The sequence below is a fragment of the Pseudorhodobacter sp. W20_MBD10_FR17 genome, from assembly GCF_052119765.1.
Taxonomy (GTDB): domain Bacteria; phylum Pseudomonadota; class Alphaproteobacteria; order Rhodobacterales; family Rhodobacteraceae; genus Pseudorhodobacter.
The window spans coordinates 23,041-34,038 of the sequence record NZ_JBGQOQ010000034.1; the positions used below are offsets into that span (position 1 = coordinate 23,041).

Here is a 10,998-nt window from a genome sequence, read left to right on the forward strand (position 1 = left end):
TCACGGCTTGGAATGTTGGGCCATAAAGACGGCCAGCCGTGCAAGGCCTTCGGTGATTTCAGCCGTGCTGCGGGCATAGGAAAACCGCAAGGTCTGCGCGCCGCGAATGGGGTCGAAATCAAGGCCCGGTGTCACCGCGACCCCTGCCCCGTCCAGAATCTCGGCGGCAAATTGCAGGCTGTTGGTGGTCAGGTCAGACACATCGGCGTAAATGTAGAACGCCCCATCCGGCGGGGCGATTTTGGTAAAACCGGCGGTACGCAACCCGTCCAGCATCAGCTGACGGTTGGCGGCATAAACGGCGCGGTTTGCCTCTAGCTCGGGGATGCAATCCAAAGCAGCAAGTGCTGCAATCTGGCTGGCGTGGGGTGGGCAAATGAACATGTTTTGCGCCAAACGTTCAATCAGGCGGACATGGCCTTCGGGCACCACCATCCAGCCAACGCGCCAGCCTGTCATGCTGAAATACTTGGAAAACGAGTTGATGACGTAACACTCATCGCTGATTTCCAAGGCCGAAACGGCGCGGTCTGCGTAATGCAAGCCGTGGTAAATCTCATCCGAAATGAAGGTAATGTTATGGGCGGCGCAATGATCCATGAGCGCCTGAAGCGCTGCGCGGTCCAGCATCGTGCCCGAGGGATTGCCGGGGCTGGCCACGATCATACCCGCCATATCAATGCCCACCATGTCGGCAGGTGTGGGCTGCAAGCGATTGGCGACACTGGCAGGAATGCCAAGAGGTTCCAACGACAGCGCCTTGAGGATTTGACGATATGAGGGGTAGCCCGGCTCGCCCAAACCCACCTTATCACCCGCATCAAACAGCGCGGTAAAGGCCAACAGGAACGCCGCCGAGGACCCCGAGGTCACAACCACGCGCGCAGGGTCAAGCGTGATGCCGTACCATTTTTGATAAAGCGCCGCGATGCCTGCACGCAATTCCGGCAAGCCAAGCGCCACCGTATAACCAAGCGCGCCTTGGTTCATCGCAGCCGCCAGCGCATCCCGCGCCCCTTGTGGCGCACCGGTGCCGGGCTGACCCACCTCCATATGGATGATACTGCGGCCAGCGGCCTCGGCGGCGCGTGCGGCCTCCATCACATCCATCACAATAAAGGGATCGACGGCCCCACGTCTTGATACTTGCATGTTTGCGCCCCTATGCTTCACCGCGTCACGGGCAATTGGGTTGCCCTACCCCCCTGCAATCGGGCATGAGGGGGAAAAGGTCAACTCTGCCGGTGCACTTGCCCCGCGGGAATGGAGAAATTGAATGAAAAAACTAATCGCCACGACAGCCCTTGCCTTGGCCCTTGCCAGCCCCGTGCTTGCGCAAAGCACCATGTCAGATGCCGAGCGCACTGATTTCCGCGCCGAAGTGCGGGCCTATTTGATGGAAAACCCCGAGGTGCTGATGGAGGCGATCGGCGTGTTGGAAGAGCGCCGCAATTCGGATGCCGCAGCAAGTGATATTGCCATGCTAGAAACCAACGCAGACGAGATCTTGAACGATCCTGCAAGCTGGGTTGGCGGCAACCCTGATGGCGATATCACTGTGGTAGAGTTTATGGATTACCGCTGTGGCTATTGCAAAAAGGCGTTTGAGGAAGTGTCGGAGTTGATCGAGTCCGACGGCAATATCCGCTTTGTTGTCAAAGAGTTCCCAATTCTTGGGCCGCAATCCGAACTTGCGTCGCGCTTTGCCGTGGCTGTGTTGCAAGTGGACGGCGCCGAGACCTATGAGAAAGCGCATAATGCGCTGATGGTCATGAAGGGCGATGTAACGGACGCCAGCCTTGCAGCGCTTGCCGCAGAGGTTGGTGTTAAGGATATCGCGGCAGTAGTGGCGCGAATGAACGCACCGGAAGTAACATCGGTGATCGAGGCCAACCGCGCGCTTGCGCAGCGGCTGGACGTGAACGGCACGCCGACCTTTGTGATCGATAAGACGCTGGTGCGCGGCTATGTGCCGCTGGACGGTATGCGCCAAATTGTGGATGGTCAGCGCAAAGGCTGAGGCTGGTTTTATGACCAGCGCCGGGGGACTTCACGTCCCCCGGACCCCCTGTGGGATATTTGTGCCGAACAGAAAGCGCGCGCGGCTTGAAGGGGTTTTAATCTGCTTGAAGGGGTTTTAATCTAGCGCATTTTCTGAGGCTGCTGCCTCAATTTGGGCTGCCTTTTTCTCGACTTGCTCGACGATGTGATCGACCATCGCCTCATTACCGAGTTTATGGCTTTGTTTGCCGGCAAGATAAACCATACCAGAACCGGCACCACCGCCGGTGAAACCGATATCTGTCATCAACGCCTCACCCGGGCCATTGACCACGCAGCCGATGATGCTGAGGCTCATCGATGTGGTGATATGGGCGAGGCGGGTTTCAAGTTCGGTGACGGTTTTGATGACGTCAAAACCTTGGCGGGCGCAGGAGGGGCACGAAATGATGGTAACGCCGCGGTGGCGTAGGCCGAGGGATTTGAGAATTTCGAACCCGACCTTTACCTCTTCGACCGGATCTGCCGAGAGTGAGACGCGGATGGTATCGCCGATGCCGGACCAGAGCAGATTGCCAAGGCCGATGGCCGATTTTACCGTACCAGATTGCAGCCCGCCTGCCTCGGTTATGCCGAGGTGGATGGGGGCATCGGTGACATCGGCGAGTTGTTGATAGGCCGCGGCGGCCATGAACACATCGGAGGCTTTGACGCTGATTTTATATTCGTGGAAATCATTGTCTTGCAGGATTTTGATATGGTCCAGACCGCTTTCCACCATCGCATCGGGGCAAGGTTCGCCATATTTATCAAGCAGATGGCGTTCCAAGCTGCCTGCATTCACGCCGATGCGGATAGAGCAGCCGTAGTCCTTGGCGGCCTTGATCACTTCGCGCACGCGTGTCGCATCGCCGATATTGCCGGGGTTGATGCGCAGGCAGGCAGCGCCAGCCTCGGCAGCCTCAATCGCGCGTTTGTAGTGGAAATGGATGTCGGCGACGATGGGCACGGGGCTTTCGGCGCAAATTTCGCGCAGAGCCAGCGCGCTTTCCCGGTCGGGGGCGGATACACGGACAATATCGGCTCCAGCAGCGGCAGCGCGTTGAATTTGCTCAATGGTCGCCTTGATATCCGTGGTCAGCGTGTTGGTCATAGTCTGGACCGAGATCGGGGCATCGCCGCCCACGGCCACTTTGCCAACCATGATCTGGCGCGATTTGCGGCGTTCGATATTGCGCCAAGGGCGGATTGGATTATGCGTCATATTTTGCCCGTCCGATGAGTGTTATCTGGCATAGTTAGGCCGGAAACGGCCAAAACACAACGCCAGAACAGATCACAAAGACGGGCTGGACCCGCAGAGCACCAAAGCATTGTTGGCATCCGCAACCGCAACGGATTGCCCGGTTTCAACGGTTGGGTATTTCCCCTGCACCGCATCAGCCGTAAGCACGACATTCTTGACCACCTGCGCGCCGGGCGCCGAAGGACCAAAGGTCTTGCCATTCACCGTGAAATAGACCGCGCCAGAGTTGCCCGTACGCAAAAGCGGCGCATCTTCGAGCAATGGAACGGTGTAACGTTCACAAGAATCGAGGATTTTTTCGAACAAGACGGTGCCATCAGCGGAGGATACCCGCACCCAAGACGGGCGCACAGCCAAGAGCTCTACGCGGTTTGGATCGGATGCAACCACTTGCACCTCGGGCTCGACTTCGGCCGAAGCGACGACCTGCTCTGGGGCTGCTGCATCATCACCGCGAACGGGGTCGATGGACGCGATTGGACCATCCCGCGCGGTCAGAACGGGAATGTCCAGCGCTTGCGGGCGGTAAAGGCGATCGGAACGGGCAGGCCCAGAGGTATCGGCAGCCAATGTTGAGATTTGCTCGGCGGATGTTTGCGCTTCTGGCGCGGAACGCACCAAAGGCGCCGCCGCTTGCACGTTACCCAACGGGTCAATTTCTGCAATCACTTGGGGGGCTTGATCAACGGGTGCAAGCTGCACGCGCTGCACCTCTTGCAACACCGACCAGCCACCGTAGCCAAGGCCACCGATCAGACCAAGCAACACCAAAAATGAGCCAACTGCCCCCGGCTCAATCCGGGAAAACGCGGATTCAGCACGCGGCACAAAGGTTGCATTCGGGTTGGCCAGCGGGTCGCCGTAATCTGGGGTTTTATTGCGCGCTTTGGAAATTTGGGCGGGCGAGGCCGCAGCAGACATTCCGTGCGCCATGGTAAAGTTGGCCTCACGGCAAAACTTGGCATAGGCCCAGTCAGGATCCATCCCCAGATAACGCGCATAAGACCGGACATAGCCAGCAACGAAGCCTTGGGTTTCAAAGGCCGTAACATCGCAGTTTTCAATCGCAGCTACGTATGTGGCTTTAACTTTCAGCTCTCGCTGAACGTCGAGCAAAGATTTGCCCAAGGTTGCGCGCTCGCCGCGCATCAGATCACCCAAACGCAACTCAAAATCGTCAAACCCTTTAGGTTTGTCGTCTTCGGTCGTTGAAGGTGCTGCCCTCCAGCCAATCATACATTACGCCCCGTGTTGCCCCAAGCCACTGCCCAAGTCGTTTAAATTCGACTCGATGCTTTCGTATTGTAGATAAGGTACCACAACGCAATCAAATATGCACCTGCAGAAACGTTTAGGCCGACTGTTCGGCGCGATTCAGCGCACATTGCTGCCACAGCATGTCCATAGCGCGAACAAGTGTGTCAATTTGTGATGCATCGTGAACAGGTGACGGCGTAAAGCGCAGACGTTCGGTGCCGCGCGGCACGGTTGGAAAGTTGATCGGCTGCACATAAATCCCGAATCGCTCCAGCAACATGTCAGACAGCGCCTTGCAATGCACGGGGTTGCCCACATGCACCGGAACGATATGGCTACCGTGGTCGATCAGTGGCAAACCAATCGATTTAAGGCGATCTTTCAGAATGCGGGCGTGCAATTGCTGGGCATCACGCAAATGCTGCGCGGTTTTCAAATACCGCACCGAGGCCGCAGCACCCGCCGCAACCGCAGGCGGCATCGAAGACGAGAAGATAAAGCCGGGTGCATAAGAGCGCACCGCATCACACATCTTGGCGCTGGCCGCTATATAGCCGCCTGCCACACCGTACGCTTTGGCCAAGGTGCCGTTGATGATATCAAGCCGGTGCATCAACCCGTCTCGCTCGGCGATCCCTGCCCCGCGTGGGCCGTACATGCCAACGGCGTGCACCTCATCAATATAGGTCAGCGCACCAAATTCATCGGCGAGGTCGCAAATTTCCTCAATCGGGCCGAAATCACCGTCCATCGAATAGATTGATTCGAACGCGATCAGCTTAGGTGCAGCCGGGTCATCGGCGGCCATAAGCTCGCGCAGATGGGCCACGTCATTGTGCCGGAAAATCCGCTTGGCACCACCGTTGCGGCGCACACCTTCAATCATCGACGCATGGTTCAACGCATCAGAGTAGATGATCATGCCGGGAAACAGCCTTGGCAGCGTCGACAGGGTGGCATCATTGGCGTTATAGGCCGAGGTGAACACCAAGGCCGCCTCTTTTTGGTGCAAATCGGCCAGTTCTGCCTCTAGCCGGATATGGTAAACCGTGGTGCCCGAAATGTTGCGCGTCCCGCCCGAGCCAGCGCCCGTGGCATCCAGCGCCTCTTTCATCGCGGCCAACACTTCCGGTTGCTGCCCCATGCCCAGATAGTCATTGCCGCACCACACCGTAATGTCTTGCTCGGACCCGTCCTTTTTGCGCCAAACGGCAGCAGGATAGGCCCCCTTGCGGCGTTCAATGTCGATAAAGGTGCGATAGCGCCCCTCTTCGTGCAAACGATTCAGGGCAGTGTCGAGTGCGGCATCATAGTTCATAACTGTCTCCAAGCATCCTGCATCGAATCGGGCCACCAAATGCAGCGGGCCGGGCAGATTCTGGCCAATCTGCGATGGATTCGCCGATGGCGCCTTGATATTCATCAAACTCTATATCTGATAGAGGGCATTTTGACGCCCCCTTTTTTAGTTTTAGCGATTATTCCGCATCAGCCACGACAACAGCGCAATCGCTTGCGCCCTTATTATTGCAGGCTGCAACGGCGGCATCTTGCGCGCCTGCGCCTTGTGCAAGTGCTAAAAAGCCGGTCTGTGGGCTGGCGGCCATCGCCCGTTCGCCACGCTTGCCATAGTCGTTTTGCAACGCGAGGGTGCCTTCCACCGAAAGCTGCAAGGCGCGCGGCTCCCAATTTTTGGGGCGCACAATCGCGGCAACAACGCAGGGCGTGGCGGTTGTGTTGGCCGCATTGCAGCCTGCAAGGGCGGCCGCGGCGGCAGCCTCGGCGCTGTGATGATTAGCGACCAGCATTGTCGCCTCGGATTTCAAAATATCGGCATCTGGAACGATCGCCACAGCAGCATAATATGCGTAATCCTTGACAACCTGTTCCAGCAAAGCAGCACTCTCAGCCGGCAAGCCGTCAACCACCTGCATATCCACTTCGGCGTCATTGGGCGAGAACATCAGACTGGCCGCATCCTTACCCGACATCGGGTCGGCCATTGCAGCACCGGCAAGGCTTGCACAGACCACAGTTACGGTCAAAAGGCGTTGAGTAGGTTTCATTTTCAGTCGCTCCTGCTTGGTCCAGCGCTATGTCTTAGCGGCTGTTTTACCTGCTTTTTGCGGCTCTGGACAGGGGCGGAATGAATGATAGGGTGCCCCCAATGTCACAAATTGGAGAACCCCATGTCGCTTGATGCTGTCCTTGCCAAGATCGACGCCGGCTTGCCGCAAGCCACCGAACGTTTGCTGGACCTGCTGCGCATTCCGTCCATTTCCACCGACCCCGCCTATAAGGCCGATTGTGAACGCGCCGCCGACTGGCTGGTCAAAGATCTGGAATCCTTGGGGTTTGAGGCATCCAAGCGGCCCACGCCCGGCCATCCGATGGTGGTGGCGCATTTTGACGCGCCCGAATCTGCTGGCCCGCATTTGCTGTTTTACGGCCATTATGACGTGCAACCCGTAGACCCGCTGTCCCTGTGGTCGCGTGACCCCTTTGATCCGCAGATCGAAGACACCCCTGCAGGAAAAGTGATCCGTGGCCGTGGCGCATCAGATGACAAAGGCCAGTTGATGACGTTTCTTGAGGCCTGTCGCGCGTGGAAGGCCGAACATGGCACCCTGCCCTGCCGCCTGACCATTTTCCTTGAGGGCGAAGAGGAATCCGGCTCGCCATCGCTGATTCCCTTTATGAAGGAAAACGCCGATGAGCTGCGCGCCGATGTTGCCCTGATTTGTGATACCGGCCTGTTCGAATCGAAAACCCCAGCCATTGTGACCATGCTGCGCGGGTTGTTGGGCGAAGAACTGACCATCCACGCTGCCAGCAAAGACCTACATTCCGGCATGTATGGCGGTGTGGCGATGAACCCTATTCGCGTGCTGACGGGCATTATCGCAGGGCTGCATGATGATACTGGCCGCGTCACCGTGCCGGGGTTTTATGATGGCGTGCCAGAATTGTCCGATGAAATGCGGGCGCAGTGGCAAGGCCTCGCCTTTGATCACGCGCGGTTTCTTGGCGATGTCGGCCTGTCGGTGCCCGCAGGTGAGGCAGACCGCACACCGCTGGAAATGATCTGGTCGCGCCCGACCTGTGAGGTGAACGGCATTTGGGGCGGCTATACCGGCGACGGCTTTAAAACCGTTCTGCCCGCCGAGGCCCATGCCAAAATCAGCTTTCGCCTTGTCGGCACCCAAGACCCCTTTGCCATCCGCGAGGCCTTTCGCGCCTATGTAAAGGGCTCCCTGCCCGCCGATTGCAGCGTCGAATTCAAACGCCACGGCAACAGCCCCGCAGGCCAGATGAGCATCGAACACCCCGCCTTCGAGGCCTCACGCGCGGCCCTGACCGATGAATGGGGCGTTGCGGCGGCCTATGTCGGCTGTGGTGGGTCGATCCCGATTGCGGGCTATTTCAAAACCTATCTGGATATGGACGCAATGCTGATCGGCTTTGGCAAGGATGACGACCAAATCCACTCGCCGAATGAAAAATATGACATGGAGAGCTTTCACAAAGGTATCCGGTCTTGGGCCCGGATGTTGGACCGCCTGACGCGCTGAACGGCCCAAGACAGCAGCCGGGGGTTTCACACCCCCAGACCCCCGTGGGATATTTGTGAACAGATGATAAGGGCGCTGGTCTTGATTAGCCCGCATCAAGCGCAAGAGCGTGGATGCGCGCGATAAGATCGGCCCCCAAGGCTCCGTGAATGGCGCGGTGGCGTGCGACGCGACTCATCGGGCCCAAAGCATCTGCACGAATTTTAACGCTGAAATGCGTCTCACCGCTGCCATCATCACCCGAATGGCCAGCGTGACGGTGGCTATCGTTCTCTACCACCAGCTCAACAGGCGCAAAGGCCGTGGTCAATTTCTGCTTTATCTCGCCGGAAATGCTCATATTTATGTCAACCCCCTTCAATCCCTTGGCCAATAGTCTAAACTCTCGCCTTCGAGTCGGAAAGGCAAGTAACATGGCGACACGTCCACCATTTGAATTCGATATGCGCGTTTCTTCTGATAAGAAGAAGCGCAAGACAGGGCGGCGCGGCATGTCTGGCGCCTTTGAGACCTCTACAAAAATCTGTGAGTTTGGCAGCTGTGATGCACCCGGTATGTACCGCGCGCCCAAAAGCCCGGACCATCTGGACGAGTTTTTGTGGTTCTGTAAGGATCACGTGCGCGAATATAACCTGAAATGGAACTTTTTTCAGGGCAGCACCGAGGAAGAACTGGCCGCCTTTGCCGATAAGGACCGTGTTTGGGTTCGGGGCGAAGACAAGGGATACAACAAACGCTCGGATGAGGGGCATGTTTGGTCACGCTTGGGCGTCAATGACGCAATGGAAATCTTGGGCGAGAAAGCCACGCAAAACCCCGGCAAGATTAACCCGGCAGCCGCGACCCGCAAGCTTCCCTCGACCGAGCGCAAGGCATTGGAAATTTTGGACGCGCGCGACACTTGGACAAAACCAGAAATTCGCAAGCAATACAAAAGCTTGGTGAAAGATCTTCATCCAGATATGAACGGCGGCGACCGCTCGGACGAAGAGCGCCTGCAAGAGGTTGTCTGGGCTTGGGAGCAAATCAAAGAAAGCCGCTTTTTCCGCAGTTAAGCCGTATTGGCACGTGCAACTTGGTGAGTGCAGCGCGGCAGGTTATTTCCGCGTTTGCCTCCATTACTTTGCCAAATGGACTTGACGCCGCGCGCAGGCGTGACTAATCAATGCCGCACTGAGGCGGGTGGGCAGGCAGGCTATGCACCGGATTGCAAATCCGAGTAGACCGGTTCGATTCCGGTACCCGCCTCCAGTATCTTGTGGTTTTTGCTAATTATTTCCTAAAAAACCACAACATCTAGTTTCCCCAACTCTGTACACAACTCGTCCACAGTACGAGCGCAGTTTATACTGCATTTTGTCTCGTTTTGCCGTATAGTTTTCAGGAACAGTCACTTAGCGAAAACAAGCGACGATGAGCTACGGCATAACAACAATAAATGTGCACAAAAAACTGAAGCTGGATAAGCGGCAGGGTAGCGAGAATTGGTACGCGCGGCTGACGTTGGACAACGGCAAGCGCATTGTGAAGAGCACAAAGACTGATAATTTAGACGAAGCCGTGGAGCGGGCGTGGGAGTTGCTTTACGAAACGCAGGCACGCATAAAAAACAAGATTCCCGCCCAAACCCGCAAATTCAAACACGTCGCAGAATATGCCCTTAAACGTATGCAAGACTCGTTAGACAACGGCACAGGCAAGCAATCTTACAGAGATTACATCTCAGCATTACGTCGATGGATGATTCCGTATTTTGGCAGTACAGACATCGCGAAAATAGATTTGGCGGCGCTGACAGCTTTTGATGCATGGCGCACTGAACAAAACAAAAAGCCGTTTTCGCAAAGTGGCATCAACAATCATAACGCTGCGCTAAACAGGGTCTTGGATGAGGCGGAGCTGCATGGGTGGCTTGTAAAATCACTGCGCCCTACCCTGCTCAACAAAGGCACCAAAAGCGAAAGCCGAGGTAGTTTTACGGAAGCGGAATACAAAAAGATTTATACGGCATTGCGCAGTTGGCATAAGAGCCCAAAAAACGAAAAAGCTGCCGCAACCCGTGAAGTGCTCCGCAACTATGTGTTGGTTTTGGGAAATACTGGGATACGGCATGGAACAGAAGCGCTTCGGCTAAAATAGCGCAATATCGAATGGCAAGAAAGCGGCGGCGAACGTTACTTGGTATTAAACGTTGACGGGAAGACACGGAAGCGCAGCGCAGTGGCGCGAGACACCGTTGAGGACTACCTGAACAGACAAAGCAAGCTGAACCTCGCACTTAGCCATCAGACCTTCGACGAGCTTGTTGCAGCACGCAGCAACGAACATGTGTTCACAACCCGCTTAGGAACTGTTGCCAGCATTCACAACTTAAACAGCGCGTTTAATGCGCTGCTGGCTGAACTGGGTTTGAAGAACGGTGCGGATGGGAAAACACGGACACTATACAGCTTGCGGCATTACTACGCGACACGTGATTTGAAGCGCGGCGTATCGCTGTTCGGGCAACATTGCGCCTTCATGGGGCAAGCCTGACAGTCCGCCTTTGTCGCGCGATACTTGCGTGGCTTCATCTCGGTCGAGATGCGGTCCAGATCGGAATAATTCCGCCGGGTGTGCCGCAGATCCTTCCCCTCCGGACAAATAAATCGGTCATTCTCGTCATCCCAGGTAAAGTCAGAACGCGACAAGGTCCCGTCGGTGCGTTCGCCTTTATCCCCTTTCGGGCCATTGCCGCGCAATGCCCTGCCCGCTGCCCGGCAATCGCTGCTTGCTGCGATGAGAGGGGGGGCAGTGGATGACCGGGATAAAGGGCAGGATCAGCCGTTTCAAGACGAGCTCGACCAGGCTTTCCTCGGACCC

General features: G+C 56.7%; 11 protein-coding genes, 1 tRNA gene and 1 pseudogene. 6 read left to right on the forward strand and 7 right to left on the reverse strand.

Going from position 1 to position 10,998, the window contains the following annotated elements; all coding sequences use genetic code 11:
- On the reverse strand, positions 1 to 1,152 hold the full coding sequence (locus tag ACEN2J_RS17395; RefSeq protein ID WP_442107506.1) for a pyridoxal phosphate-dependent aminotransferase: 1,152 nt from the start codon (positions 1,150 to 1,152) through the stop codon (positions 1 to 3).
- A gap of 124 nt (positions 1,153 to 1,276) precedes the next feature.
- Here ACEN2J_RS17395 and ACEN2J_RS17400 point away from each other — a divergent pair, with 124 nt between their 5' ends.
- Complete coding sequence (locus ACEN2J_RS17400; RefSeq protein WP_442107508.1) at positions 1,277 to 2,020, forward strand: DsbA family protein; 744 nt, start codon at positions 1,277 to 1,279, stop codon at positions 2,018 to 2,020.
- 117 nt (positions 2,021 to 2,137) lie between these two features.
- On the opposite strand, the gene ispG is transcribed toward ACEN2J_RS17400, so the two are convergent.
- The 4 genes from ispG to ACEN2J_RS17420 all read right to left on the reverse strand — a co-directional run bounded on the left by ispG (position 2,138) and on the right by ACEN2J_RS17420 (position 6,630).
- Positions 2,138 to 3,265, reverse strand: coding sequence for a flavodoxin-dependent (E)-4-hydroxy-3-methylbut-2-enyl-diphosphate synthase (ispG, locus tag ACEN2J_RS17405; RefSeq protein ID WP_442107510.1), 1,128 nt, complete (start codon positions 3,263 to 3,265; stop codon positions 2,138 to 2,140).
- 72 nt (positions 3,266 to 3,337) lie between these two features.
- Entirely contained in the window at positions 3,338 to 4,543 is a 1,206-nt protein-coding gene (locus tag ACEN2J_RS17410) for a helix-turn-helix domain-containing protein (RefSeq protein WP_442107512.1), read from the reverse strand.
- Between the two features lie 115 nt (positions 4,544 to 4,658).
- Positions 4,659 to 5,882 (reverse strand): 5-aminolevulinate synthase, encoded by a 1,224-nt coding sequence (hemA, locus tag ACEN2J_RS17415; protein WP_442107514.1) that lies wholly within the window; start codon positions 5,880 to 5,882, stop codon positions 4,659 to 4,661.
- Between the two features lie 160 nt (positions 5,883 to 6,042).
- Positions 6,043 to 6,630, reverse strand: coding sequence for a 5-aminolevulic acid synthase (locus tag ACEN2J_RS17420; RefSeq protein WP_442107516.1), 588 nt, complete (start codon positions 6,628 to 6,630; stop codon positions 6,043 to 6,045).
- Positions 6,631 to 6,753: 123 nt separating this feature from the next.
- Here ACEN2J_RS17420 and ACEN2J_RS17425 point away from each other — a divergent pair, with 123 nt between their 5' ends.
- Positions 6,754 to 8,136, forward strand: a complete 1,383-nt coding sequence (locus tag ACEN2J_RS17425) for a M20/M25/M40 family metallo-hydrolase (RefSeq protein WP_442107518.1) — start codon at positions 6,754 to 6,756, stop codon at positions 8,134 to 8,136.
- 85 nt (positions 8,137 to 8,221) lie between these two features.
- Here ACEN2J_RS17425 and ACEN2J_RS17430 read toward each other — a convergent pair whose 3' ends face one another.
- Positions 8,222 to 8,476 carry a BolA family protein gene (locus tag ACEN2J_RS17430; RefSeq protein ID WP_442107520.1) on the reverse strand — a complete coding sequence of 85 codons (255 nt, stop codon included), beginning with the start codon at positions 8,474 to 8,476 and terminating at the stop codon, positions 8,222 to 8,224.
- Positions 8,477 to 8,549: 73 nt separating this feature from the next.
- Here ACEN2J_RS17430 and ACEN2J_RS17435 point away from each other — a divergent pair, with 73 nt between their 5' ends.
- From ACEN2J_RS17435 to ACEN2J_RS17450, 4 genes are all read left to right on the forward strand, one after another.
- A complete protein-coding gene (locus tag ACEN2J_RS17435; RefSeq protein ID WP_442107522.1) occupies positions 8,550 to 9,191 on the forward strand; it encodes a J domain-containing protein in 642 nt (213 codons plus the stop codon).
- 122 nt (positions 9,192 to 9,313) lie between these two features.
- Positions 9,314 to 9,387: transfer RNA gene (locus ACEN2J_RS17440), tRNA-Cys, on the forward strand.
- 162 nt (positions 9,388 to 9,549) lie between these two features.
- The gene (locus ACEN2J_RS17445) at positions 9,550 to 10,275 is read left to right on the forward strand and encodes a hypothetical protein (RefSeq protein WP_442107524.1); all 726 of its coding nucleotides are present in this window, start codon (positions 9,550 to 9,552) and stop codon (positions 10,273 to 10,275) included.
- Positions 10,276 to 10,356: 81 nt separating this feature from the next.
- The gene (locus tag ACEN2J_RS17450) at positions 10,357 to 10,671 is read left to right on the forward strand and encodes a hypothetical protein (protein ID WP_442107528.1); all 315 of its coding nucleotides are present in this window, start codon (positions 10,357 to 10,359) and stop codon (positions 10,669 to 10,671) included.
- On the opposite strand, the pseudogene ACEN2J_RS17455 reads toward ACEN2J_RS17450, so the two are convergent.
- A pseudogene (locus ACEN2J_RS17455) lies at positions 10,629 to 10,998 on the reverse strand (hypothetical protein); the annotation flags it as partial. The gene ACEN2J_RS17450 and the pseudogene ACEN2J_RS17455 sit on opposite strands and share 43 nt — an antisense overlap.

Excerpts from the sequence above, each read along its gene's own strand:
- ACEN2J_RS17400 (WP_442107508.1), top strand. The coding sequence starts at position 1,277 with ATGAAAAAACTAATCGCCACGACAGCCCTTGCCTTGGCCCTTGCCAGC.
- ACEN2J_RS17395 (WP_442107506.1), bottom strand. The coding sequence starts at position 1,152 with ATGCAAGTATCAAGACGTGGGGCCGTCGATCCCTTTATTGTGATGGAT.
- ACEN2J_RS17420 (WP_442107516.1), bottom strand. The coding sequence starts at position 6,630 with ATGAAACCTACTCAACGCCTTTTGACCGTAACTGTGGTCTGTGCAAGC.
- ACEN2J_RS17435 (WP_442107522.1), top strand. The coding sequence starts at position 8,550 with ATGGCGACACGTCCACCATTTGAATTCGATATGCGCGTTTCTTCTGAT.
- hemA (WP_442107514.1), bottom strand. The coding sequence starts at position 5,882 with ATGAACTATGATGCCGCACTCGACACTGCCCTGAATCGTTTGCACGAA.
- ACEN2J_RS17445 (WP_442107524.1), top strand. The coding sequence starts at position 9,550 with ATGAGCTACGGCATAACAACAATAAATGTGCACAAAAAACTGAAGCTG.
- ACEN2J_RS17410 (WP_442107512.1), bottom strand. The coding sequence starts at position 4,543 with ATGATTGGCTGGAGGGCAGCACCTTCAACGACCGAAGACGACAAACCT.
- ACEN2J_RS17430 (WP_442107520.1), bottom strand. The coding sequence starts at position 8,476 with ATGAGCATTTCCGGCGAGATAAAGCAGAAATTGACCACGGCCTTTGCG.
- ispG (WP_442107510.1), bottom strand. The coding sequence starts at position 3,265 with ATGACGCATAATCCAATCCGCCCTTGGCGCAATATCGAACGCCGCAAA.
- ACEN2J_RS17425 (WP_442107518.1), top strand. The coding sequence starts at position 6,754 with ATGTCGCTTGATGCTGTCCTTGCCAAGATCGACGCCGGCTTGCCGCAA.